The 24,347-nt window shown below is 39.9% G+C and carries 21 protein-coding genes; 12 read left to right on the top strand and 9 right to left on the bottom strand.

The genetic code is table 11. The features are described 5' to 3' along the window. Positions 1-21: 21 nt before the first annotated feature. A complete protein-coding gene (locus KTV93_RS08365; RefSeq protein ID WP_218248501.1) occupies positions 22-1,944 on the bottom strand; it encodes an ABC-F family ATP-binding cassette domain-containing protein in 1,923 nt (640 codons plus the stop codon). Between the two features lie 145 nt (positions 1,945-2,089). Here KTV93_RS08365 and KTV93_RS08360 point away from each other — a divergent pair, with 145 nt between their 5' ends. Then, positions 2,090-2,920: an endonuclease/exonuclease/phosphatase family protein gene (locus KTV93_RS08360; protein WP_218248500.1), complete on the top strand. Its 831-nt coding sequence runs from the start codon at positions 2,090-2,092 to the stop codon at positions 2,918-2,920. Positions 2,921-3,293: 373 nt separating this feature from the next. On the opposite strand, the gene KTV93_RS08355 is transcribed toward KTV93_RS08360, so the two are convergent. Together KTV93_RS08355 and clpB are read right to left on the bottom strand one after the other, a co-directional pair. Further along, positions 3,294-4,283 (bottom strand): zinc metalloprotease, encoded by a 990-nt coding sequence (locus KTV93_RS08355; RefSeq protein ID WP_218248499.1) that lies wholly within the window; start codon positions 4,281-4,283, stop codon positions 3,294-3,296. A gap of 313 nt (positions 4,284-4,596) precedes the next feature. Beyond that, positions 4,597-7,188 carry an ATP-dependent chaperone ClpB gene (gene clpB / locus KTV93_RS08350; RefSeq protein WP_218248498.1) on the bottom strand — a complete coding sequence of 864 codons (2,592 nt, stop codon included), beginning with the start codon at positions 7,186-7,188 and terminating at the stop codon, positions 4,597-4,599. 306 nt (positions 7,189-7,494) lie between these two features. On the opposite strand from clpB, the gene KTV93_RS08345 reads away from it, so the two are divergent. The 11 genes from KTV93_RS08345 to pyk all read left to right on the top strand — a co-directional run bounded on the left by KTV93_RS08345 (position 7,495) and on the right by pyk (position 17,885). Next, complete coding sequence (locus KTV93_RS08345; protein ID WP_218248497.1) at positions 7,495-8,583, top strand: FAD-binding oxidoreductase; 1,089 nt, start codon at positions 7,495-7,497, stop codon at positions 8,581-8,583. A 48-nt stretch (positions 8,584-8,631) separates the two neighbouring features. Continuing rightward, complete coding sequence (locus tag KTV93_RS08340; protein WP_218248496.1) at positions 8,632-8,889, top strand: hypothetical protein; 258 nt, start codon at positions 8,632-8,634, stop codon at positions 8,887-8,889. A 32-nt stretch (positions 8,890-8,921) separates the two neighbouring features. Continuing rightward, positions 8,922-9,857 (top strand): 1,2-phenylacetyl-CoA epoxidase subunit PaaA, encoded by a 936-nt coding sequence (gene paaA / locus KTV93_RS08335; protein ID WP_218248495.1) that lies wholly within the window; start codon positions 8,922-8,924, stop codon positions 9,855-9,857. Next, entirely contained in the window at positions 9,858-10,454 is a 597-nt protein-coding gene (locus KTV93_RS08330) for a hypothetical protein (protein ID WP_218248494.1), read from the top strand. It abuts the gene before it with no gap. Between the two features lie 21 nt (positions 10,455-10,475). Continuing rightward, the gene (hutG, locus tag KTV93_RS08325; RefSeq protein WP_218248493.1) at positions 10,476-11,390 is read left to right on the top strand and encodes a formimidoylglutamase; all 915 of its coding nucleotides are present in this window, start codon (positions 10,476-10,478) and stop codon (positions 11,388-11,390) included. Positions 11,391-11,624: 234 nt separating this feature from the next. Further along, positions 11,625-13,421: a GEVED domain-containing protein gene (locus KTV93_RS08320; RefSeq protein ID WP_218248492.1), complete on the top strand. Its 1,797-nt coding sequence runs from the start codon at positions 11,625-11,627 to the stop codon at positions 13,419-13,421. A gap of 295 nt (positions 13,422-13,716) precedes the next feature. Beyond that, positions 13,717-13,956: an acyl carrier protein gene (locus KTV93_RS08315; RefSeq protein WP_015807007.1), complete on the top strand. Its 240-nt coding sequence runs from the start codon at positions 13,717-13,719 to the stop codon at positions 13,954-13,956. 27 nt (positions 13,957-13,983) lie between these two features. Next, positions 13,984-15,228, top strand: a complete 1,245-nt coding sequence (gene fabF / locus KTV93_RS08310) for a beta-ketoacyl-ACP synthase II (RefSeq protein ID WP_218248491.1) — start codon at positions 13,984-13,986, stop codon at positions 15,226-15,228. Positions 15,229-15,240: 12 nt separating this feature from the next. Continuing rightward, the gene (rnc, locus tag KTV93_RS08305) at positions 15,241-16,005 is read left to right on the top strand and encodes a ribonuclease III (RefSeq protein ID WP_218248490.1); all 765 of its coding nucleotides are present in this window, start codon (positions 15,241-15,243) and stop codon (positions 16,003-16,005) included. Then, positions 15,974-16,447 (top strand): IPExxxVDY family protein, encoded by a 474-nt coding sequence (locus KTV93_RS08300; RefSeq protein WP_218248489.1) that lies wholly within the window; start codon positions 15,974-15,976, stop codon positions 16,445-16,447. Before rnc ends, KTV93_RS08300 begins: the two co-directional genes overlap by 32 nt. Then, positions 16,440-17,885: a pyruvate kinase gene (pyk, locus tag KTV93_RS08295; protein WP_218248488.1), complete on the top strand. Its 1,446-nt coding sequence runs from the start codon at positions 16,440-16,442 to the stop codon at positions 17,883-17,885. The genes KTV93_RS08300 and pyk overlap by 8 nt, the downstream gene beginning before the upstream one ends. 130 nt (positions 17,886-18,015) lie before the next feature. Here the strand turns inward: pyk and KTV93_RS08290 are convergent, their stop codons facing one another. From KTV93_RS08290 to KTV93_RS08265, 6 genes are all read right to left on the bottom strand, one after another. Then, positions 18,016-18,327, bottom strand: coding sequence for a HigA family addiction module antitoxin (locus KTV93_RS08290; RefSeq protein WP_218248487.1), 312 nt, complete (start codon positions 18,325-18,327; stop codon positions 18,016-18,018). Positions 18,328-18,353: 26 nt separating this feature from the next. Then, positions 18,354-18,635, bottom strand: a complete 282-nt coding sequence (locus tag KTV93_RS08285) for a type II toxin-antitoxin system RelE/ParE family toxin (RefSeq protein ID WP_218248486.1) — start codon at positions 18,633-18,635, stop codon at positions 18,354-18,356. A gap of 356 nt (positions 18,636-18,991) precedes the next feature. Beyond that, on the bottom strand, positions 18,992-19,549 hold the full coding sequence (locus tag KTV93_RS08280) for a hypothetical protein (RefSeq protein ID WP_218248485.1): 558 nt from the start codon (positions 19,547-19,549) through the stop codon (positions 18,992-18,994). Positions 19,550-19,815: 266 nt separating this feature from the next. Continuing rightward, on the bottom strand, positions 19,816-21,438 hold the full coding sequence (groL, locus tag KTV93_RS08275; RefSeq protein ID WP_218248484.1) for a chaperonin GroEL: 1,623 nt from the start codon (positions 21,436-21,438) through the stop codon (positions 19,816-19,818). A 77-nt stretch (positions 21,439-21,515) separates the two neighbouring features. Next, a complete protein-coding gene (locus KTV93_RS08270; RefSeq protein WP_218248483.1) occupies positions 21,516-21,794 on the bottom strand; it encodes a co-chaperone GroES in 279 nt (92 codons plus the stop codon). Between the two features lie 169 nt (positions 21,795-21,963). Beyond that, the gene (locus KTV93_RS08265; protein ID WP_218248482.1) at positions 21,964-24,336 is read right to left on the bottom strand and encodes a M1 family metallopeptidase; all 2,373 of its coding nucleotides are present in this window, start codon (positions 24,334-24,336) and stop codon (positions 21,964-21,966) included. Positions 24,337-24,347: the final 11 nt, after the last annotated feature.

The following is a 24,347-nucleotide window of genomic DNA, read 5'->3' as shown; positions in this document are numbered from 1 at the left end:
TATAGATTTGCTGCGATGGCTTTAATCCAATTGCGTTCCAAGGAATTCCCATTCCTGCAAAGCCAGATCCAGTTCTGCTTTTTGGCTATTGTATTTTTCCAAAATTTCCTCGGACGGATTTTCTTTGGTGAATGTCGCTTCCATTTCCTCGATCTTCAGTTCAAGTTCCGCGATTTTTTCTTCAACTTTCTTGATTTTGTTCTGAATGACCTTCTGATTTTTGGAAACAATCACGGTTTTCTTTTCTACCGGTTTTTCAACCACTTTTTCTACAACAGGTTCGTTTCGTAATTCCTGCAGTTTCGATTTCTCGGCAGAAACCTCGCGGATACTTTCTTTCTGACGGAATTCCAGATATTCATTGACGTCTCCTAAAAACTCCTTCATTCTTCCATCGCGGAATTCAAATATTTTGTCGCTCAGTCCCTGTAAAAATTCTCTGTCGTGAGAAATTACGATTAAGGTTCCTTCAAATTTCTGAAGCGCAAGTTTGATAATTTCTTTGGACTGAATATCAAGGTGATTCGTCGGCTCATCCATGATCAGCGTATTGAAAGGCCGAAGCAGCAATTTACACAACGCTAAACGGTTTCTTTCCCCTCCGGAAAGCACTTTCGTCTTTTTCTGAACATCATCACCCTGGAAAAGAAAGCTTCCCAACAAGTCGCGGACTCTCGGGCGGGTTTCTTCGGTTGCAGCGTCTTCCGCTTCCTCCAGAACCGTTTTATTCGGTGTTAAAACCTCTTCCTGATTCTGCGCGAAATAGCCGATGTTCACGTTATGACCAAGATTCCACTCACCTGAATAATCTCTAATTTCCCCGGAAAGAATCTTAGCCAAAGTTGTTTTTCCCTGTCCGTTCTGCCCAAGAAGCGCGATTCTGTCACCACGTTCTACAAAGAAATCAACTTTATCGAAAACCTGTTTGTGTCCGTAAGCTTTACCTAAATTTTTAGCTTCGAAAATTACTTTCCCAGGCACAACCGACTGTACAAAACGGATATTGAATTTGGAAACATCTTCGTTATCGATTTCAATTCTTTCGATTTTATCGAGTTTCTTAATTAAAGACTGTGCGAAAGATGATTTGGTTGCCGAAGCGCGGAAACGGTTGATGTTATCTTCCATCTGCTTGATTTCAACATCCTGATTTTTCTTTGCCTGCGTAAGTTTTTCTTTACGTTCTTTACTTAATTCAAGATATTTTGTATAATTTGCTTTGTAATCATCAACTTTTTTATTGTTGATGTCGAAAGTCCTGTTACAGACGGAGGTCATAAACTGTTTATCGTGACTCACTAAAACGATAGCGCCCGGATAATCTTTCAGAAACTCTTCGAGCCAAATGATCGACTCCATATCCAAGTGATTCGTAGGCTCATCGAGAAGCATCAGATCATTCTTCTGAAGAAGCAGTTTTGCAAGTTCGATCCTCATTCTCCATCCTCCGGAAAATTCGTCGGTGATTTTATGAAAATCGTCGGCTTTAAAACCTAAACCTAACAAAACTTTTTCTACATCACCTTCCAGATTGTAGGCATCGTGATGCATTAAAAGATCATTCAATTCGGTCATTTTATGAATCAAATTCTCATAAGAATCGCTTTCATAATCAGTTCTCGTAACCAGCTGATGATTCACCTCATCCAACTCGTTTTTCATTGCGTTGATCTGTTCGAAAGCCTGCAGGGTTTCATTCCAAACAGTTCTGCCTTTTACAAAATCAAGATCCTGTTTCAGGAATCCGATGGTAATGTTACCTTCAGGAACGATATTTCCTTCGTAGAAATTAATTTCGCCGGTGAGCATTTTCAGAAGCGTAGATTTTCCGGCTCCGTTTTTACCGACGAGACCAATTTTATCGTCTTTCTTAATGGTAAAATTTACATTCTGAAAGAGATAATTCCCTGAGTGATGAAGACCTAGGCCCTGAACTGACAACATATATATTAAGCAATTAGTAATGAGTATTTTCGAGGTGCAAAAGTAAGGAAAAGTTATTGAACTGACCGTTTTTAAGAAAACAGCTTGGATTTCAGGAAAAGCGCATTAAAACATTTACCTTTAACCCTGTAAAATTCAACTTAAAATGAAAAATCTAATCATCCTGATCGGTACATTTTTATGTCTTAACATCAATGCTCAGAATTTAAATGTAATGACCTTTAACATTCGACTTTCGCTGGATTCCGACAAAGAAAACTCCTGGATCAACAGAAAAGATGACGCATTAAAACTGATGAATTACTATCACCCTGATGTAATGGGCGTTCAGGAAGCGGTTCCGCAACAGATGGCGGACATCAAAACAGGTCTTAAAAATTATGATTTCGTTGGCGTTGGACGTGATGACGGAGCTAATAATGGCGAATATTCAGCCATTTTCTACGATACGGAAAAGCTGCAGGTTCTGCAATCGGGAACTTTCTGGCTGAGCGAAACACCTGAAGAACCCTCAAAAGGCTGGGACGCTGCTTACAACAGAGTCTGCACTTATGCTCTTTTTAAAACGAAAAAGGGCGGTAAGAAGTTTTGGGCTTTTAATGTTCATTTCGATCATGTGGGAAATGTCGCACGGGAAAAGTCTGCGCGATTAATTCTGGATAAGATGAAAAACTCAAATACAAAAAATCTTCCCGTGGTTCTTACCGGCGATTTTAATCTTACAGATGATACGAAACCCATCAAACTTCTGTCAGAAAACCTCAACAACTCATTCTACCATTCGGTAAAACCGCATTACGGCCCAACCGGAACTTTTACAGCTTTTGATGTAAACACAATACCAAAGGACAGAATCGATTATATTTTCACAAAAAGGTTTGAGTGTATCTCAATAAGAACCATTAATGACAGGCGAGAAAATTTGCTTTACCCGTCTGACCATTTTCCGGTTTTAGCAGAATTAAAATTCAGATAATCAGCCAAAAAAAATCCACCAGATGACTCCGGTGGATAAACACAAATGATGAAAAAAAATTTATTCTTTCGCTTTTAAAGGCATTAGAATACAGCAAAGAAATATATAATTTCTGATATAACAAAATTAAAGTGAAATTATTTACTCAATTTGAATCTTTAGTCTGACAATCAATAAAATAAGAATCCACGGCATGTTGCAGTGGATTCTAAAAACACAAATGTTGAAATTAAATTTCAACATTCAATATCAAAAACCGCGCAAACTAATGCTAAAAAAAGTTAATTTTTTAAATCAGTTGAAAACAAACGCTTTATAAATAAAAAAAAATCTACCGGAAAACCGGTAGATTATCAATTGAAACAAGTTTTTTCTAGTAAATTCTAAGTCCTGATCTTGCACCTGATGCATTTGTAATCGCCTGCATTCTAGATTTTTGTCCTGCAGAGAACATATACATCGCAGCATCATCAACATAATCCATATAATTCATAAACTGTATTGAACGGTTAACTCCGCCGCAAAGATCGTACTGCGGATAAGTTGGTTTCCCGAAATTCTTGTCCTGTTGCGTTGGCGTATCATCTACATAATCTGTAGCACAGTTTCCGTCGCCCCAAATATGACGAAGATTCAGGTAATGCCCCACTTCATGAGTTGCAGTTCGTCCCAAGTTGTATGGCGCGTTTGCGGTAGTACCGAAATATTTTCCGGCAATTACCACACCGTCATTCCAAAGCCCTGCAGATTCAGGGAAAGTTGCGTAACCAAGAACTCCACCCATATCACCAACAACCCATATATTGAAATAGTTAGCTGGCTTAAAGGCATCCTGACCTTTTGATGAAGTCTTCTTCATGGCATCATTTGTTCTCCATGATCTTACCGTGGTCGATTTACGGATAACGCGGTCTAAACGGAATTTAATTTTGGTATCACCAGCCGCAACAGAAGCGAATTCGGAAGGAATTTTATTCACGTCGGAATTTGTTCCTCCAAAATCATTATTCAGCGTTGCGATTTGCGAAGCAATTTGCGCATCAGAAATGTTTTCGGCAGCAGTTCGGTAAAGTACATTTACAACGACAGGAATTTCTACTGTACCATCAGCCAATACTCTTCCCATCTTAAGATCGTCAATAAATTTTTCAGTTTTACTTTCGTTGTCAACAAATCTGGCCATCAGGTCAGGATTATTGGCCAAAGCCTCCTTCCTGATGTCCTCAGAAGGACATACTCTTTGGGTCACAGAACTACCCGATGTTAAATCATCAGTTTGTTCCTGATTAAGCAGGTGATCTTCACCCGCATTACACGCAGCTAGCATTGACAAAGCAAATGCGCCGAATAACAGTTTTTTCATTGTCTAAATTTAAATTTTGTAGAAACGAATTTATAGAGTTGAAAATTACTGTGCAATAGATTTCTTTCAAATAAACACAAGAACTAATGTTGTTTTATTTAAATAAATGATTTTCAGTTAATTATTTTTCATCATAAAATGATTATTGATGAATTAACTTAAAAACATAACATTTCAATTTAAATAATGAAAAACCAGTTAAACACCTAATAAAATAGTTCTTTAACAACGATATGGTGAAATAAGTAAAAATTCTATAAAAAGAAAAGCAGTCAAATAAATGACCGCTTTATTAATATATATTAAGCTGAACTTATACTGTTGGCCGGAAAACCAATCCGGTTTCATCAAAATAATCAAGAGTAATTCTGTCGCCGTCATTTACAGTCCCGGCAAGAATTTCTTTGGATAATTTATTCAAAACTTCCTGCTGAAGAACCCGTTTTAGCGGTCTTGCACCAAAACTCGGATCGTAACCTTTATTCATCAGATAACTGACAGCATCGTCTGTAGCAGTCATGAAGATTCCACGTTTCTCAAGCATCTTATTAAATCCGCGCAGCTGATAATTCACGATTTTTCCGATTTCTTTTCTGTTGAGAGGCTGGAAAAGTACAATTTCATCAATTCTGTTCAGAAACTCAGGTCTTAAAGTCTGCTTCAGCAAACCGAAAACCTCATCTTTGGTTTTGTCCACGATTTCGGAAATATTATCATCGGTGATATTTTCAAAATTTTCCTGAATAAGATGAGATCCTAAATTAGAAGTCATGATAATGATCGAATTCTTGAAATTTACCACCCGGCCTTTGTTATCCGTAAGCCTTCCGTCATCCAAAACCTGAAGCAGCGTGTTGAATACGTCTGGATGTGCTTTTTCGATTTCATCCAGAAGAACAACCGAATACGGTCTCCGTCTGACTGCTTCCGTTAACTGCCCGCCTTCATCATAACCCACATATCCTGGAGGCGCACCGACCAATCGTGATACAGAATGCCTTTCCTGATATTCACTCATATCGATTCTGGTCATATTGTTTTCGTCATCGAAAAGATATTCGGCAAGCGCCTTGGCGAGTTCAGTTTTTCCGACACCTGTTGTCCCAAGGAAAAGGAACGATCCAATAGGTTTTTTTTCGTCGTTAAGCCCCGCTCTATTTCTTCGGATCGCATCGGCAATCGAAACAATAGCTTCGTCCTGACCTACTACTCTCTTATGAAGTTCGTCTTCGAGGTGCAGCAGTTTTTGACGCTCGGACTGTAATAATTTAGTCACGGGAATACCGGTCCATTTCGAAATTACTTCTGAAATATTTTCTGCGGTAACTTCTTCTTTAATCAGCTCGTTAAGGTTGTTCTGCATCTCAAGTTCGAGCTTGTGCAGATCAGCTTCTTTTTCCTTGATTTTCCCGTATTGAATTTCGGCAACTTTTGCATAATCACCAACTCTTGATGCGCGCTCAGCCTCAAGTTTCAACGCTTCAATTTCTTTCTTAATTGAGGTTAAATCCTCAGATTTCTGTTTTTCCTTCAGCCATTTTGCATTGATTTCATTACGCTGCTCCGAAACTTTTGAAATATCTTCTTTCAGATGATTAATTTTCAATTCATTTCCTTCCCGGGAAATTGCAGCAAGCTCAATTTCCATCTGCATGAGTTTTCTGTCTAAAACATCCAGTTCTTCAGGCTTGGAATTAATTTCCATTCTGAGTTTTGCAGATGCTTCGTCAATCAAATCGATGGCTTTATCCGGTAAAAAACGGTCGGAAATATAACGCTGAGACTGCTCTACCGCGGCAATAATTGCTTCATCTTTGATGCGTACTTTGTGGTGCGCTTCATATTTATCTTTAATTCCACGAAGAATTGAAATCGCAGATTCGGTATCAGGCTCTTCTACCATTACTTTCTGGAAACGTCTTTCGAGCGCTTTATCCTTCTCGAAATACTTCTGATATTCATTCAAAGTCGTTGCACCGATTGCCCTCAGTTCCCCGCGGGCAAGAGCAGGTTTCAGGATGTTTGCCGCATCCATCGCTCCTTCACCGCCACCGGCACCAACCAATGTGTGAATCTCATCGATAAAAAGTATAATCTGCCCGTCGGATTTTATAACTTCATTGATAACTGATTTTAAACGTTCTTCGAACTCTCCTTTATATTTGGCCCCGGCAATCAAAGCGCCCATATCCAGAGAATAAAGGGTTTTGTCCATTAAATTTTCAGGGATATCTCCGGAAATAATTCTGTGCGCAATTCCCTCAGCAATAGCAGTTTTACCAACTCCGGGTTCACCGATGAGAATCGGATTGTTTTTCGTTCTTCTGGACAGAATTTGCAGAACCCTACGGATTTCTTCGTCACGTCCGATTACTGGATCCAGTTTTCCCTCGGCTGCGAGTTCGTTAAAATTTTTTGCGTACTTATTTAAGCTTTGGTAAGTCTCTTCGGAACTTGCTGAAGTCGCTTTAGATCCTTTGCGTAATTCATTAATAGCGGTTTCCAGGCCTTTCTTAGTCACGCCCATATCCTTCAGCATTTTGGAAACGTCGGAGCCACTCTCGAAAAGAGACAGCCACAAGTGCTCGATCGTCACATATTCGTCACCCATTTTTTTAGCGACATTTGGAGCATCAAGCAAGACCCTGTTTGCAGCTTGCGAGAGATAAATATTCCCTCCTTCCACTTTCGGGAGTTTTTCAATGTTTGAACGGTTTCTTTCACGTACCAATGCTAATTCTGCCTCGGATTTTTTTAAAAGAAAATCTGAGATATTCTCATCCACCTGAAAAACACCTTCAAGCAAGTGTTGCGGTTCGATACTCTGGTTGCCAAATTCCATAGCAATCTGCTGTGCTTTCTGTATGGCTTCCTGTGATTTTACAGTATATTGATTTAAGTTCATTGTAATGTTTTTTAGTTTTAAAAAATATTAAGAACCCATACAAATTTACGAATCCTTAATATCGATATCAATCATTTTTCTAATCAATTCCTATTACTCAAAAAGTATTCTTAAAGCCAAAAATTATCTTTTCAGGACAAATTTTCCGGTTTCAACAAATTGACTCTCTGTGTATTAAGACAAAATTTCCGACACAGTGTCAACATTGAATCATCTCATTGCAACTTGACGTACTGCTTTTTTGTACCATTCAAAAAAAAAGTATATTTGTTGGACTCACCTTAATGAGTTATTTTAATAAAAAATATGCACCATTTTCATCTGTTAAAAACAGCCAGAGTAAAGAAGGAAACGAATGATTCCGTAAATGTCGCTTTTGAAATTCCACAAAATCTGCGACACGAATTCACCTTTAAGCAAGGGCAATATCTTAACGTACGCTTTGTTTTCGGGAACGAAGATCTTCGGCGGTCTTACTCGATCGTCAACGCACCGAGCGAAGGAAATTCTGAACTTGAAATTCTGGTTAAACATTTGGAGAACGGAAAAGTCTCATCCTACCTCAATAACGAACTCAGAGAAGGTGATCACATTGAAGTAATGGCACCGATGGGGCATTTCTATACACACTATCACCCCTCAAACGAGAAGACATATGTGGGACTCGCTGCAGGAAGCGGAATCTCACCGGTACTCTCAAACCTAAAAGAAGCACTTTATCAGGAACCGAAAAGTAAAGGATATCTTTTTTTTAGCAATAAAAGCCTGAACGACATTATTTTCAAAAGAGAAATTGATGCTTTGGCCGGGAAATTCGAAGGTCGCTTAAAAGTAATTTACCTTCTTTCCCGCGAAAAACATTTTGAAGATGAGCTATTTGAAGGAAGGATCTCGGCAGAAAAACTGGCGCAGATTTTTCAGAGATTTCCGGAAATTCCCGCTCAGGAATCCACCTATTTTATCTGCGGGCCAGCAGAAATGATAAAGGACATTTCCGGATTTCTGAAAAACGAAGTAAAAGTACCGTCACTTCAGATTATGTACGAATATTACGCAGCACCAGATGATGGCGAAAACGCTGAAATGAGCGATGAGTTCAAAGCGATCCCGAATCTTGAAAGCATGGTGACTTTAATTATTGATGATGATGAATATTCATTCCACCTGAATTCAAAGAAAAGAAGCATTCTGGATCAGGCGCTGCATGACAAACTTCCTGTTCCCTTCGCATGCAAAGGCGGCGTTTGCTGCACCTGCAAAGCCCAGGTGATGGAAGGTGAAGTATTTATGGAAAAGAATTTCGCACTTACAGAAGAAGAAGTGGAGCGCGGATTTGTACTGACCTGCCAGTGTCACCCTACTACCAATGTGGTGATGCTGAATTATGATGTATAATCAGAAGTGAATTGCCGTAGTAAATTCACTTTATTAAAAATTTAAACCATGACTAACTGGAAATTCGCAAAAGCAGTCAATGAAAATGAAGAGTTCAAAATCGAAGGACTTAACATTTGGAATCATTATTGGCATTGCGTCGACAAAAAAGTTGAAGTAAAAGGCCCGGATAACGGAAATGTTTATTACTTCAAAGAATATCAGATCGAAGGAAATGACAAAACCATCAGTTTTGTTGCGGGAGAATTTATTGACTCCAGCGTTGGGATTTATCTGAAAGATGATTTAAGCGAAGGAAAATTATAGGTTAATGGTATTTTAACAATACATATAAAGAAATGAATCAGGAAAAATTTTTAGCATACGTTCAGGCCGAGAATAAAGTGGAACCCAAAGATGTAATGCCCGACGATTACAGAAAACTGTTGGTCAGACAGATTTCTCAGCACGCCCATTCCGAAATCGTAGGAATGCTGCCGGAAGCCAACTGGATTACCAGAGCGCCGTCGCTTCGTAGAAAAATGGCGCTCATGGCAAAAATTCAGGACGAAGCCGGCCACGGTTTATATTTATATGCCGCAACGGAAACTTTAAACAACGGCGAGATCGCTGCTGACAGAGACTCCACTTACAACGATATGCTCTCCGGAAAAGCAAAATACTCCAGCATTTTCAATTATCCGGCGCTTTCGTGGGCAGATATTGGCGCAATTGGCTGGCTGGTTGACGGTGCTGCAATTATGAATCAGGTCATGCTGATGGGAAATTCGTACGGACCTTACTCCAGAGCAATGGTCAGAATTTGCAAGGAAGAATCTTTCCACCAAAGACAGGGTTACGAGATATTGATGACTCTTTGCCGCGGGACTAAAGAGCAGAAAGATTTAGCTCAGGAAGCACTGAACCGCTTCTGGTGGCCGGCTTTAATGATGTTCGGACCCAATGACGACGCTTCTCCGAACTCTCAGAAATCTATGAATTACCGGGTAAAAAGAGAAAGCAACGATTCTTTAAGACAGAGATTTGTAGACGTGACAGTCGGGCAGGCAGAGTTTTTAGGTTTGAAAATACCTGACGAGAATTTAAAATGGAATGAGGAAACCCAACATTATGATTTCGGCGAACTGCCATGGGATGAATTCATGGAAGTTTTAAAAGGAAACGGACCATGCAATAAAAAACGCCTGGAGACCAAAAGAGAGGCCCAGCGCGAACATTCTTGGGTGAAGGAAGCGGCCATGGCTTATGCGGAGAAAAATGCACAATTAGTATAGATGTATTTTAAATTATCTTTCTTATTTGTCATTATCAATTCATTTATTTTAAATGCTCAAAATCTTGATAAGTTGACAGGTTTGTCTGATAATTATCTTAAAAAAGAAATTAGAATTTATAAAGACAGAGGAATTACAAATAGCGGCGTAGTATTCCGAGTTTACAAAAACAGTAAGCAATGGAATGCAGAAACGATACAGTGGTTCTTACCTAAAGAGATAAGTTCTAATGAGTTTCAAATTATTTCACCAATAACAAAAAACATCTCTTCTGACAAAAACATTGAGCTTATATTCATGACTTTAGAAGCGTTAAACATTGGGCAGCTACCAATGGAAGATGCTTTTGAATATAAAAAGGAAAAGAAGAGTATTATTTGGGACGAAGATGAAAAAGGTTTTGTTATGCAAACTTCTAAAATCTCAATTTTAGACGGAAACTCATATTCTGTAATCTATAAAGCAGGACAATATTATAATGAGTTCACGTATAATAATCCAGAAAGTTACTTACAGAAATTCCCTGAAATTGATGAACTGAAATCCTTTCAAAAGATTTTAGAATATATTCGGGAACAATTTAATTTGAATTTTTAAAAACAAAAACAAATCTATTCTATGCTTTGGCAAGGACGTTTTGACGGCGAAGACCCACTTTATCACCGGATTTTTCAAAGAGTTTCACTGGAAACCGATTACGCTTCGATTTCACCGAACGATTTCGTTCTGCATGGATTTGCGGTAGATGAAGGCGTGAGAAGAAATAAAGGAAGAGTCGGTGCAAAAGACGCTCCGGATATGATCCGGAAAAACACCGCCAATTTTCCGGTGGTCAATCCGGAATTTGTTTTAAAAGATTTCGGGAATATTTCCTGCGATGACGGTGATTTAGAAAAATCACAGAAAGAACTCGCAGCTAAAGTTTCAGAAGTCTTAAAAAGAAAAGGAAAATCTATCGTTTTTGGCGGCGGCCATGAGGTAACATTTGCACATTACTCCGGAATTAAAAACGCGTTTCCTGATCAAAAAATCGGAATCATCAATATCGATGCGCATTTTGATAATCGCGAGCCCGAAGAATCTGTTGGTCCAAGTTCCGGAACCGGTTTCTGGCAAATCGCTCAGGAAGGCGAAATCAATTCGCTTCATATCGGAATCCAGAAAAATTCCAACACCCTTAAACTGTTCGACACTGCTCATCAATACGGAATGAAATACCTGCTGGCAGATGAACTTTTCTTTGAAAATTTGCCCTCAATTTACGCGACAATTGATGAAACAATTAGGCAGTGTGACATTCTTTACCTTACCATCTGCATGGATGTATTTAACGCTTCTATCGCACCGGGAGTATCTGCTGCGGCATACAACGGTATCTTTTCAGATGCGGCTTTTATGCATTATTTCCGTCATATATTAAAGTCGGAAAAACTTCGTGCTTTAGACATCGCCGAGGTAAACCCAGGGCTGGACTTAGAAAACCGGACCGCAAAACTGGCTGCAAGCTTGATAAATGAGTGGCTGATGCTGTGATTACAGCATATAATTAGTAAAAATCCAGCTTAATGATCTGGAAATTAACAAACTCCATCCAAAGCTGACCAACAAAGCGTTTAGTTGCTTTTAAGACACACCAATACCACCAAAATATAGCGTAATTTTTACACATTTTGATAATTCATTGCGAATTACACATCTTATATGTTGTTTATATAATAATTTTTCATATTTTAGTCCAATTAAAAAAATTAATTTAATTTAAGACCTATGAGAAAAAAATTACCTTTGTTGTTATTGGCGGTATTGCCGATGCTAACGTTTGCACAGAGTGCAAAATCTAAAATCTCGGTACATCCGAAAAAACAATCAGTAACAGCCAAAGCTAAAGCAGACCTCGCATACGCTCCTGCTGCTTATTGTACTCCAGCGCTTGACTGTACGGATGGAGATTTAATCTCGAATGTTACTTTTGCAGGCATTAACAACACCACTACATGTAGCCCGGCAGGGTATGGGGATTACACCTCTATATCTAATACTACAACATTACTGGCCGGACAGACTTATCCGATAGCTGTTACAGTAGGAGATGGATGGCCCAACGAAAACGTTTCAGTTTGGATTGATTACAACAAAAACGACATCTTCGATGCTTCAGAATTCACTTATGTAGGCAATGTAAATACAGTTGCATCTGGATTAACAGTAACAGGAAACATCCCTATTGTGGCAGGCACAGCAAACGGAAACTACCGAATGAGGGTAAGAGTTGCGGCAGATGGCGCGAACTCAGATGACAACACACTAGCCTGTGATGAGGACCAAGGCTACGGCGAAACTGAAGACTATACTTTAGTAATAGGAGCTCCTGCACCAACAGGATGTCTAACAGCAACCAATAACCAGTGGCCAACCGCAACTTTTACTCCTAACTGTAATGGGGCTAATGCAAACATTACTACCGCCGCTTACCTTAATGAGTACTCAAAAGTAAACCTGGTAGCAGGTACCGCTTACACCTTCTCTACCTCGAACAGTGCTTATTTTATTACTATTGGTAATGAAGCTGGTACAGAAGTACTGGCATCAGGAACCGGATCTGTAGTTTACACACCAACAGTTTCAGGTGTAGTGAGATTCTATTCTCACCTTTCAAGCAACTGCGACGGCGGAAGTACAATTCACGCCAGAATAGTAAAATGCGGAACACCGCCGCCACCACCAGTAGAACCGGATTATGGTTGCGATCAAACTTATACAGGGGTGCCAGATACAGCGCATAATATGACGAAAAATTTAGCCGCAGCAACATATATGGTTGCCAACGACTTTTTTGTTCCTAAAGAAAGCGGAACTTATAAATTGCAGTCAGTGAAATTCGACATTGTATCTCAGGCGGCAGCAGGCGCATCTGATATCACATCATATGATTTAAAAATACTGGCAGATAGCGGTTCCAATACTCCTGGAAGCACAGTGATGACAACATTAACAGGAGTTACTCCTACCAATGTACTTACACTGCCTGGCACCTTCGCCACGTTGCCAACCTATAGAATAACCCTTGATCTAGGCAACTTTGAACTACCGGTGAATGCAGCAGCAGACACTAAGTATTGGGTAGCAATAACTGGCACTTCAGCTTCGCAAACTAGTTTTTACTGGATTGGATCCATATATAACGAGGGCTGGTTAACTTCTTCTGACTACCAGTCATCAGACAGCGGTGCAACTTGGGTACAAGGCGCTTCAACCGCCACTCCGGGCGTACATTATGAAGGAATGATGATGATCGACGCAGAATGTGCTACAGCTGCAGTAAATGAGGCCGGAACTAAAGAAGTTTCTTTCTATCCTAACCCAGTGAAAGACTTCCTTACCATCAGCTCGAAGAAAACAATCGAAACTGTACATGTTTACAACATTGCAGGACAAAAGATCCCAGTTTCTTCAAAATTAGTTAACGGTAAACTTGATATGAGCAGAATGGCACCAGGAACATATATCATCAGTACCATCCTTCAGGGAGGGAAAAATGAATCCTTCAAAGTGGTTAAGAAATAACTAAACTGCTCATTAATTAATAAATGGTCCGGTATTTCTACCGGACCTTTTTGTTCTTTAAAAATAAAATTTGAAATATTTCTGATGGAAATAAAGATGATTACGGAAATATTGTTCACGATCATCACCAACCTATACTGAAAAGCAGATTATAAGCAACAAGACTTGTGTTAAGAGGGATAAAAATAACCCATTCACAGCCTAAATAAAAACGTAAATATTTACAAAAAAACTTCTATTGATAAAGAATTTTATATATTTGCACCAATTAACAACTAATTAAAATTAAATTACTATGTCAGACATTGCATCAAGAGTAAAAGCTATTATCGCTGATAAACTCGACGTTGAGGAAACAGAAGTAACTCCAGAAGCTAGCTTCACAAACGATCTAGGAGCAGATTCTTTGGATACTGTAGAATTAATCATGGAATTTGAAAAAGAATTCAACATTCAGATCCCTGATGATCAGGCAGAAAAGATTACAACTGTGGGTCACGCTATTACTTATATTGAGGAAGTGGTGAACAAATAATTTTCTATTAACAAGAATCTAAAATTTATGGAATTAAAAAGAGTAGTTGTTACCGGTTTTGGTGCTATCACCCCTATTGGAAATAATGCCAAAGAATACTGGGAAAGTCTTATTAAAGGCGAGAGCGGTGCCGCTCCTATTACTCTTTTTGATGCCTCCCAATTCAAAACCAAATTTGCCTGCGAGGTCAAGAATTTCAACCCATTAGATCACTTCGACAAAAAAGAAGCGAAGAAAATGGATAGAAATACCCAGCTGGGAATTGTTGCTGCCAGAGAAGCGGTGGAACATTCCGGTATCCTGAACGGCGAACTCGATAAAAACAGAGTGGGGGTAATTTGGGGCTCAGGAATCGGCGGTTTAGAAACTTTCGAAAACGAAGTTCTGGGCTGGGCGAATACCGACATCCCACGTTTCAATCCATTCTTTATTCCAAAAATGATTGCGGACATTACCGGCGGCCAGATTTCTATTGAATACGGTTTCCACGGTCCCAATTATACCACTGTTTCTGCCTGTGCTTCATCTGCCAATGCGCTCATCGATGCTAAAATGCTTATCCAACTGGGTAAAGCTGATGTAATTGTTTGCGGGGGCTCCGAAGCTGCAGTTACAGCAAGTGGTGTTGGAGGTTTTAACGCCATGATGGCACTTTCTACTAGAAATGATGATCCTACAACAGCTTCCAGACCTTTCGACAAAGACAGAGACGGATTTGTACTTGGCGAAGGAGCAGGTTCAATCATTTTAGAAGAATACGAACACGCGAAAAAACGCGGTGCAACCATCTATGCTGAACTGAAAGGCGGTGGAATGAGTGCAGATGCCTATCACATGACCGCACCTCATCCGGAAGGTCTCGGCGCTTACCTTGTAATGAAAAACTGCCTGGAAGATGCAGGGGTAACGGCTGACGAAGTAGATCACATCAATATGCATGGTACCTCTACTCCATTAGGCGACATCGCAGAATCTAATGCTATTTCTAAATTACTCGGAGATCACGCTTACGATATCCAGATCAATTCCACGAAATCAATGACCGGTCACTTATTGGGTGCAGCCGGAGTAATTGAGGCTATCGCCGCTTTACATACTATTATATACAACATTGTTCCGCCAACCATCAATCATTTTACTGATGATGAAAAAATCGACAGCCGCCTTAATTTCACGTTCCACCATGCGGTAGAAAAAGAGGTTAATGTTGCGATGAGCAATACTTTCGGCTTTGGTGGCCACAATGCGTGTGTACTTTTCTCCAAAATCTAAACAAAAAATTCTATGGAGTTAAAGAAGTATTTTCCTAAATTCCTAGTTAACAGAAAAAAAAACCTTTCCGAAAAAGATTATTACCTCAGCAACGAAATCAGTAAAATTACCGGTTGCAGTGTGCAGAATATCAGTCTTTACCGGGAAGCATTTTCTTTAAAAACTTCCTCCTCAAAAAAGAACAATTACGAGAGACTCGAGTTTTTGGGCGATTCTGTTTTGGGCGCCATCATATCCTGTCATCTGTTTTCAACGTATCCGAATGCGAATGAAGGCTATCTGACCCAGATGAAATCCAAAATCGTCAACCGGAAAAACCTTAACAAACTGGGAGATGAACTTTCACTTAAGAAATTTCTGCAGAACGATTCACCCAGCACGCTTAGCGAAAACATATCGGGAAACCTTTTCGAAGCGCTGATTGGTGCACTTTACCTTGATGTTGATTATGAAACCTGTAAAAAAGTAGTCCTCGAGAGGCTTCTAACCCCCTCGGAAATCAACAAGCTCGAAAATAAGATCGTAAGTTATAAAGGTCTGCTTCTGGAATGGAGCCAGAAAAAGAAAGTCTCGATCCGCTACGAAACCTGCGAAGAACTGCAACCTAACAAAAACCTGGTCTTCCGGACTTATGTATGGCTGGAAGAGGAAAAGATCGCCAACGCTACAGACACTTCAAAGAAGAAAGCCGAAGAGAAAGCCGCACAAAGAGCATTTTATATTCTAAATAAAAAACAAAGCATACTTGAAAACTCAAAAGATCCTGCTGGATATTGACGGAGAAGAAGAAGACCTCAACATAGGGTTAGTACGCCTTGCCAAAGATGTACCCGCTCACGAACTTTTCTACCACCTCAATTCGCAGAATTCTTTTAATTTTTCACGCATTTCAGACCTTGCTTTCGAGGGAAACTACAACGATTATTTTTTTCCGAGATTCCGTGCTTTCCACTGTGATTCTAAACTTTGCATCCATTTTATTTCGAATAAATCTTCGCACCACATTCAGAAAAAAATTTCATCCGAACTCTTTTCCGGTGAAACTGAAATCAAATTCCTCTTCGAACATTTTCAGGATGTAGATTATATCATGAAAACATCCGAGCCATTTGATGATTTTTCCGTAATTTTGCTCCCTGAAAATCTGCTGTTCCAAATACAGAATTTTCGTCTGAGCCCCTCCGAGGAGCTTTATCAATTAATTCAATATTATGAATAAATATCTAAAAAAAACCAAAATTATCGCCACCCTTGGGCCAGCTTCATCCGACAAGGAAACAATGCTGCAGCTCATCCAGGCAGGCACCGATATTTTCAGAATAAATTTTTCTCACGCCGATTACGATTTAGTTAAAAGAAACGTTGCTACCATTCGCGAACTCAACCAGGAACACGGTTTCTCGGTAGGGATTCTCGGTGACCTTCAGGGTCCGAAACTCCGTGTAGGTGTTGTAAAAGAAGGTTCTTATCTTAACCCGGGCGACATCCTCACCTTTACCAACGAAAAAATAGAAGGTGACTCTACGAGGGTTTACATGACGTATCAGAAATTCCCTCAGGATGTGAAAGTCGGTGAAAGAATCCTTATTGATGACGGAAAACTGGTTTTAGAAGTTATTGAAACCAACCAAATTGACACCGTTAGGGCAAAAACAATACAGGGTGGGCCGCTGAGTTCTAAAAAAGGGGTCAACCTGCCGAACACCAATGTTTCGCTTCCCGCACTTACTGAAAAAGATGTGGAAGACGCAAACTTCATGCTTGATCTGGAACTGGACTGGATTGCTTTATCCTTTGTGCGCCATGCACAGGATATCGTGGATCTGAAGGAACTCATGAAAAAGCATCCGACCAACAAACTGAAAACTCCGATTATTGCGAAAATCGAGAAGCCGGAAGGCGTAAGAAACATCGAACAGATTCTGCAGGAATGCGACGGACTGATGGTTGCCCGTGGAGATTTGGGCGTGGAAGTTCCTATGGAAGAAGTGCCTGCCATCCAGAAAAACCTTGTAGAAATCGCCAGAAAATATGCGAAACCGGTGATCATTGCTACCCAGATGATGGAAACGATGATCACAAGTTTAACACCAACCAGAGCAGAGGTAAACGACGTTGCAAACTCGGTGCTAGATGGTGCTGATGCGGTGATGCTTTCCGGGGAAACCTCGGTGGGTAAATATCCGGTTGATGTGGTGAAAAACATGTCGAAGATTGTGAAAAATATTGAGCAGACTCATTTCTACCAAAACAAAAATTCTCCGATCGAGCACGAATTCAACTGTGTTGATGAGCGTTTTATTACGAACAGGGTTTGTCTGGCAGCGGTAAGGATTGCAAAATCTGCAAATGTAGAAGCGATTGTTACGCTGACTTACTCGGGTTACACCGCGTTCCAGATTTCTGCGCACAGACCGAACTCGAATATCATTGTATTCTCTTCCAACAAAAGAGTGCTTACGATGCTGAACCTGCTTTGGGGCGTACGTGCATTCTATTACGATATGCAGAAATCTACCGACGAAACCATTATTCAGGTGAATATGCTGGCGCACAGCAACGGTTTTGTAGAACAGGGCGATTTCGTGATCAACCTCAACGCAACACCGGCTTACGAAGGCGGTAAAACCAATACGCTGAGATTAACGACGATTTAATAGGTTGTTATAAAATATACAGCCCGCCGGTATGGCGGGCTTTTTTATGTTTGGATGGAATTGAAACTCAAGACTAATCTGCCTTATTGGTGAGCAGTTTTACTTTATACTACCCAAGGTAAATCTCGTTTCAAGCCACATTCTCCTCTTTATCTTTTCTGATTCTTAGAATTCGTTTAACCTCATCTGATTTTGCAGACATTTCGCTTTCAATATCATAATCATCTTGAAGTCCAAGCCAGAATTTTGCAGAATTTCCGAAATAGGCACTTAACCTTACCGCGGTATCTGCAGAAATTCTTCTGTTCCCTTTAATAATTTCTGATATTCTTGTCTGGGGAATTTCTAAATCTTTTGATAATCTGTATTGCGAAATTTCGAGAGGAATTAAAAACTCTTCCAATAAAATTTCACCTGGTGTTATATTTTTTAACTTTTCCATCTTTTTGTAGCTACTGGTTTCTAAAACTAATGATAATCTATTATTTCAACTTCAAAAGCGTTGCCATTTTCCCATCTGAAAATAATCCGCCATTGACTGTTAATTCTGATGCTGTAAAATTCCTTTAAACCTCCTTTTAATTTTTCAAGTCGATTTGCAGGTGGAATTCTCAGGTCAGCAACATCAACAGAGTTATTTATCATTCTTAATTTTCTTCTTGCAACATCCTGAATTTCTCTAGGAAGTTTTTTAGAAACAATTCCATTCCATATTTTCTCGGTGTCATTATTCCCAAAATTCGCAATCATATCTTTAACGTTACTAACGTCAAAGGTAAGTATTTATTTTAATCCTTGAAATTGATGTTAAATTTTAGGGAAAGGCTGGGATTAGTAACCTCATTTTTGTAAAACTTGGGGTTCCGTAAGGTAAATTTGGGGTTTCGGACGTCAATGTTTAGGCTCGGAACCTCATCTTTTAGGTTCCCGACCCCAATCTTTAGGTTTAGAGCGTAAAATTTTAGGTTCTGTGGGTAAACATTTAGGTTCCTGACTTAAACTTTTAGGTCGGTAACGTAACGTTTTAGGGTTTGAGGGTAATGATTTGGCGATTGAAGGGAAAGTTTAACTCTTGGAAGATGAAGAAATCCTGAAAGAGATTGATGTCAATGTGATTTAGGACGAGGTGGAAATGATTCCAGTCCCAATTTATCAAACTTTCTTATTTGAATTCGCAATTCATTGTACAACTTTTCAACTTCAAAGCTTGTCAATTTTAATAAACAACCATCATACATAAAAGTAATTACTTTTAATTTCTTTAAGTCAGAAATTGCATTATAATTATTATGGGTAATTGAAGCTCTAATTAATCTGAGGTCTCCGAAAAAATCTACAAGTATATCTCCTTTTTCTACTTTTAATTCATCAGCAATCAATTTCCTGTATTTATCCTCCCACAAATTATAAAACATAGCAATTGTATTTCCAGCAATAATTCTTTGATATAAACCATTTTCAGAATTTTTGTTGACCTCTTCTTCCGTAAATCTAATTTCTTCACCAGTGTCAGATTCCTGAATTAAGAAGTTTGCAATCTGAGGATTAAATTCTTTATACTCATAAAATTTATTTTCCATTAAATACAATGAAAAATGTGACATACGATATGCTTTATAAATATCTGTTATTTCATTATCAAAATTGTTAAGAATGTCTATCATATTCATTGTAGTTAATATTCAAATGTCCGATTATTAATTTATTATTCGAGCTTTTTATTTTCCATAAAAAACAGCACCCTAGCCGTGATCGCAGCGACATCCTTTTTGCGAAGAGGTACGACGAGCAAAAAGATACAGCGGAGAGCAGGTTCCCGGCTACAAAAAAATCCGCCCAGAAAATTCTGAACGGATTATATTGCGGATGGCAGTTGGCGATTGGCTATTTGCGAAAGGCCCATAGCTAACAGCCAGAAGCCAAAAGCTTACTACATCATGCCCGGCATACCGCCGCCCATTGGCATGGCTGGTTCGTCTTTCTTCACCTCGGTGATTACACACTCGGTAGTTAGAAGCATCCCTGCAACTGAAGCTGCGTTTTCTAAAGCTACACGCACCACTTTGGTTGGGTCGATGATTCCTGCTTCGTACATGTTAACGTACTCGTCGTTTTTCGCGTTGAAACCGAAATCTCCGTTTCCTTCAGCTACTTTGGCAACGATTACAGAACCTTCGCCTCCTGCGTTGGCAACGATTTGTCTCAACGGCTCTTCGATGGCTCTTTTCACGATTTTGATACCGGTTGTTTCGTCCTGGTTAGCGCCTTCTACATTAATTGCAGAGATTGCTCTTACCAATGCTACCCCACCTCCAGGAACAATTCCTTCTTCAACGGCAGCTCTGGTCGCGTGCAATGCATCATCAACACGGTCTTTTTTCTCTTTCATTTCAACTTCGGAAGCTGCACCTACATAAAGTACGGCAACACCGCCAGCCAGTTTAGCCAGTCTTTCCTGAAGTTTTTCTCTGTCGTAATCGGAAGTTGTAGATTCCATCTGCGCTTTGATCTGGTTTACGCGGCCTTTGATCAGGCTTTCTTCACCAGCTCCGTTTACGATGGTTGTATTGTCTTTATCGATGGTTACTTTTTCAGCGGTTCCCAGCATTTCCAGAGTAGCGTTCTCCATTGTGAAGCCTCTCTCTTCGGAAATTACCTGTCCACCTGTTAAGATCGCGATATCTTCTAACATTGCTTTTCTTCTGTCACCGAATCCAGGAGCTTTTACCGCTGCGATTTTAAGTGAACCTCTCAGTTTGTTTACCACTAAAGTAGCCAAAGCTTCGCCTTCTACTTCTTCAGAGATAATTAAGAGTGATTTTCCTGCCTGCGCAACCGGCTCAAGAACCGGAAGCAATTCTTTCATGGAAGAGATTTTTTTCTCTACCAAAAGGATATAAGGATTCTCAAGTTCTGCAACCATTTTCTCTGGATTGGTCACGAAATACGGGGACTGGTAACCTCTGTCGAACTGCATTCCTTCCACAACATCTACGGTTGTATCAGTACCTTTTGCTTCTTCAACAGTAATTACACCTTCTTTACCCACTTTTCCGAACGCTTCAGCGATCAGCGTTCCGATCGTATCATCGTTATTCGCCGAGATTGAAGCTACCTGCTTGATTTTTTCTGATGAATCACCTACTTCCTGAGACTGAGTTTTAAGGTTTTCGACAACCGCGATTACCGCTTTGTCGATTCCTCTCTTCAGATCCATTGGGTTAGCACCAGCAGCTACGTTTTTCAGACCTTCGCGAACGATTGCCTGAGCTAAAACTGTTGCAGTGGTTGTTCCGTCACCTGCAATATCGTTGGTTTTAGAAGCAACTTCTTTCACCATCTGAGCACCCATGTTTTCTACACGGTCTTCAAGCTCAATTTCTTTTGCAACGGAAACTCCGTCTTTGGTAACATGAGGTGCACCGAAAGATTTTTCGATGACAACGTTACGGCCTTTAGGACCTAAAGTTACTTTTACTGCATTAGCCAATGCATCAACCCCTCTTTTCAGGGCGTCTCTTGATTCGATATCAAATTTTATTTCTTTTGCCATTATTTCTTGTATTTATGTATGACGTACAATGTAAAATGTACTTTTATGTTTATTTAATTTGAATTACTTTTTACAAATTAGCCAATGATTCCTAACAGATCACCTTCTTTTACAATTAAATAATCTTTGCCATCAAGTTTTAATTCAGAACCTGAATATTTTCCGTAAAGAACTTTGTCGCCCACCTGAACGGTTGTTGGCTCATCTTTTTTGCCCGGACCTACTGCCACAACAATACCTTCCTGTGGTTTTTCTTTTGCGGTGTCGGGGATAATGATTCCTGATGCGGTAGTAGTTTCCGCAGCAGTTGGCTCTACCAGAACGCGGTCTGCTAATGGTTTAAAATTTACTGACATATTTTTTTGGTTTAAATTATTAAATGATGAACTGTTTTTCTCTAAAACGATGCCAACAAAAGTAATCTGAAAATCTGTCATTCACTGTTAAAGGAATGTGAAATTATGGCAGAAAAAAAAAGCCACTCAATTGCTGAATGACTTTTTATACGTTCTGATGATTAAAGATTTAGTTTTTCTTTCCCGCTGCCTGCATCGGATTTACCTGTCCCTGTGCTGCGCCTCTTGCGGCAGCTTCGTTTTTCTGTTTGAAGACTTCAAATTTGGAAGCCGGCGCTGGAATTTCGCCCCAGAAATTATTTGAGGTGTCAATATCCGCAGTCTCTCTCATCGGGTCAAGCTGAATTGATTTCAGTTTTTTAGCGAAATAATAGGTTTTGGAAACCTTCTGCTCGTTCTTTCGCCAGATTTGGGCAGATGATTTATCGGTTAGTTTGGTACCGTCTTCGAATGTAAATTCAAGAATAATCGGCATTACCAACCCGCCTTTGTTGCTGAAATCGATCTGGCAAGCCATAACATTCTGAAGCTGCGCTTTGTCTTTTGAAGGCACTTTCTCCATATTGTCGACTTTCATGGAATATTTCTTCGCGTCATCCACTTTCTCCATTCCCCGGTTATATCTCCAGTAAAAATCCTGAGTTCCTTTGTCTTTGTCCGTATAAAACTCGGTGTTTTTATCGTTCCGGTTTCTGATTTTAGAAATGTCCTCGAAATCATTCTGCAAAGGCTTTTCAATATTGTACGTTATTTCCCGGGGTTTCGGAACTGCATCTACATCAGGTGAAGCAACCGTAACTTTATCAATGGAAATGTCTACCGCATCGGTTCCGTAGAACCAGCCACGCCAGAACCAGTCGAGATTTTCCCCGCTCGCGTCATTCATCGTTCTGAAAAAATCTGCCGGTTCGGGATGTTTGAAAGCCCATCTTTTTGAATACGTTTTAAATGCTTCATCAAAAAGTTCTCTTCCCATGATGGTTTCGCGCAGAATATTAAGTCCTGTGGCCGGTTTTGCATAAGCGTTCGGACCAAAATGAATAATATTCTCTGAATTCACCATGATGGGCTCCAGTTGATCTTTCGGCAGTCTCATGTAATCTACAATCGTGTGCGCCGGACCTCTTCTTGAAGGGAATTTATTGTCCCATTTTTCCTCGGTTAAGTATTCTACGAAAGTGTTCAAACCTTCATCCATCCAACTCCACTGTCTTTCGTCGGAGTTGATGATCATTGGGAAGAAGTTATGTCCGACTTCGTGAATAATTACGCCGATCATTCCGTTTTTGATTCCTTCGGAATAGGTTCCGTCTTTTTCAGTTCTACCGTAATTAAAACAGATCATCGGATATTCCATGCCGTTAGCAGCCTCCACCGACTGTGCAACCGGGTAAGGATAAGGAACGGTAAATTCCGAATAGGTTTTGATGGTGTGCGCAACTGCCTTCGTCGAAAACTTTCGGTAAAGATTATACGCCTCTTTTGGATAAAGACTCATCGCCATGACCTGGTTATTATTTTCAGGAATTACAACTTTCATCGCGTCCCAAACGAATTTTCTTGAAGAAGTCCAGGCGAAATCACGCACATTTTCAGCTTCGAAAACCCAGGTTTTTCTCTGTTTTGATTTGTTCTTTTCAGCTTTTTTCGCTTCTTCCAACGTTACAATTTCCAGAGGTTCATTTGCGGTCTGCGCCTGTTTCCATCGCTGAAGCTGAGCAGGTGTCAGAACCTGTTCGAAATTTTTACCAACTCCCGTTGAAGCCACGATATGATCAGCAGGAACATTCATCGTTACTTTATAATCACCAAATGCAAGGGCAAATTCGCCTCTTCCGGTGAACTGGTTATTCTGCCAGCCTTTGAAATCGCTGTACACGCACATTCTTGGGAACCATTGAGTAATGGTGTACAAATCATTGCCGTCTTCAGGAAAAAATTCGTAGCCGCCTCTTCCGCCCATCGTCATCCGGTTCGGAATATTATAATTCCAGTCGATTTTAAAGACGAATTTTTCACCTTTTTTCAAAACTTTAGGCAAGTCAATACGCATCATGGTTTTATTCACGACATACTTTAAAGGTTTTCCGGAAGCATCAGTTACTTTTTCGAGATTTACGCCGTAGCCGTTGTTTTTTTCAGGAAGGTCTGTGACTTTCAAACGCTCTGTAGTGGTCTGTTTTGGAATAAACGATGAATCATGATAGCCGGCATTTTTTACAGTAGACTGCTCATTTTCATCGAGCTGAAGCCACAGATAATCCAGATCGTCGGGAGAATTGTTGTAATAGGTAACAGTTTCAGAGCCTCTTAAATTTCTTTTATCCTCATCCAGATAAGCAGTAATATCATAATCAGCGCGGTTTTGCCAGTAACCCTGGCCCGGCGCGCCGGAAGCAGTTCTGTAAACATTTGGTGTCGGCAGGATTGTGCCAAGCTGCTCAAACTTATTGCCGTGGTTGCTGTTCGGATTGTTTTTAATATCCTGGGCAAAAATTCCCAAAGGAATAAAAAGTGATAAAAAAATGGATTTGAACTTCATAGGAATGTGGT

Origin of the sequence: Kaistella faecalis, from assembly GCF_019195395.1 — a bacterium.
Lineage (GTDB): Bacteria > Bacteroidota > Bacteroidia > Flavobacteriales > Weeksellaceae > Kaistella > Kaistella faecalis.
This window is presented reverse-complemented; position numbering and strand designations above follow the sequence as displayed.

Coding starts and splice junctions, on each gene's coding strand:
- KTV93_RS08355 (WP_218248499.1), bottom strand. CDS start 4,283: ATGAAAAAACTGTTATTCGGCGCATTTGCTTTGTCAATGCTAGCTGCG.
- KTV93_RS08285 (WP_218248486.1), bottom strand. CDS start 18,635: ATGATTGCGAATTTTGGGAATAATGACACCGAGAAAATATGGAATGGA.
- KTV93_RS08345 (WP_218248497.1), top strand. CDS start 7,495: ATGCACCATTTTCATCTGTTAAAAACAGCCAGAGTAAAGAAGGAAACG.
- KTV93_RS08315 (WP_015807007.1), top strand. CDS start 13,717: ATGTCAGACATTGCATCAAGAGTAAAAGCTATTATCGCTGATAAACTC.
- KTV93_RS08270 (WP_218248483.1), bottom strand. CDS start 21,794: ATGTCAGTAAATTTTAAACCATTAGCAGACCGCGTTCTGGTAGAGCCA.
- groL (WP_218248484.1), bottom strand. CDS start 21,438: ATGGCAAAAGAAATAAAATTTGATATCGAATCAAGAGACGCCCTGAAA.
- clpB (WP_218248498.1), bottom strand. CDS start 7,188: ATGAACTTAAATCAATATACTGTAAAATCACAGGAAGCCATACAGAAA.
- KTV93_RS08280 (WP_218248485.1), bottom strand. CDS start 19,549: ATGATAGACATTCTTAACAATTTTGATAATGAAATAACAGATATTTAT.
- KTV93_RS08320 (WP_218248492.1), top strand. CDS start 11,625: ATGAGAAAAAAATTACCTTTGTTGTTATTGGCGGTATTGCCGATGCTA.
- paaA (WP_218248495.1), top strand. CDS start 8,922: ATGAATCAGGAAAAATTTTTAGCATACGTTCAGGCCGAGAATAAAGTG.
- KTV93_RS08265 (WP_218248482.1), bottom strand. CDS start 24,336: ATGAAGTTCAAATCCATTTTTTTATCACTTTTTATTCCTTTGGGAATT.
- pyk (WP_218248488.1), top strand. CDS start 16,440: ATGAATAAATATCTAAAAAAAACCAAAATTATCGCCACCCTTGGGCCA.
- rnc (WP_218248490.1), top strand. CDS start 15,241: ATGGAGTTAAAGAAGTATTTTCCTAAATTCCTAGTTAACAGAAAAAAA.
- KTV93_RS08365 (WP_218248501.1), bottom strand. CDS start 1,944: ATGTTGTCAGTTCAGGGCCTAGGTCTTCATCACTCAGGGAATTATCTC.
- fabF (WP_218248491.1), top strand. CDS start 13,984: ATGGAATTAAAAAGAGTAGTTGTTACCGGTTTTGGTGCTATCACCCCT.
- hutG (WP_218248493.1), top strand. CDS start 10,476: ATGCTTTGGCAAGGACGTTTTGACGGCGAAGACCCACTTTATCACCGG.
- KTV93_RS08340 (WP_218248496.1), top strand. CDS start 8,632: ATGACTAACTGGAAATTCGCAAAAGCAGTCAATGAAAATGAAGAGTTC.
- KTV93_RS08360 (WP_218248500.1), top strand. CDS start 2,090: ATGAAAAATCTAATCATCCTGATCGGTACATTTTTATGTCTTAACATC.
- KTV93_RS08330 (WP_218248494.1), top strand. CDS start 9,858: ATGTATTTTAAATTATCTTTCTTATTTGTCATTATCAATTCATTTATT.
- KTV93_RS08290 (WP_218248487.1), bottom strand. CDS start 18,327: ATGGAAAAGTTAAAAAATATAACACCAGGTGAAATTTTATTGGAAGAG.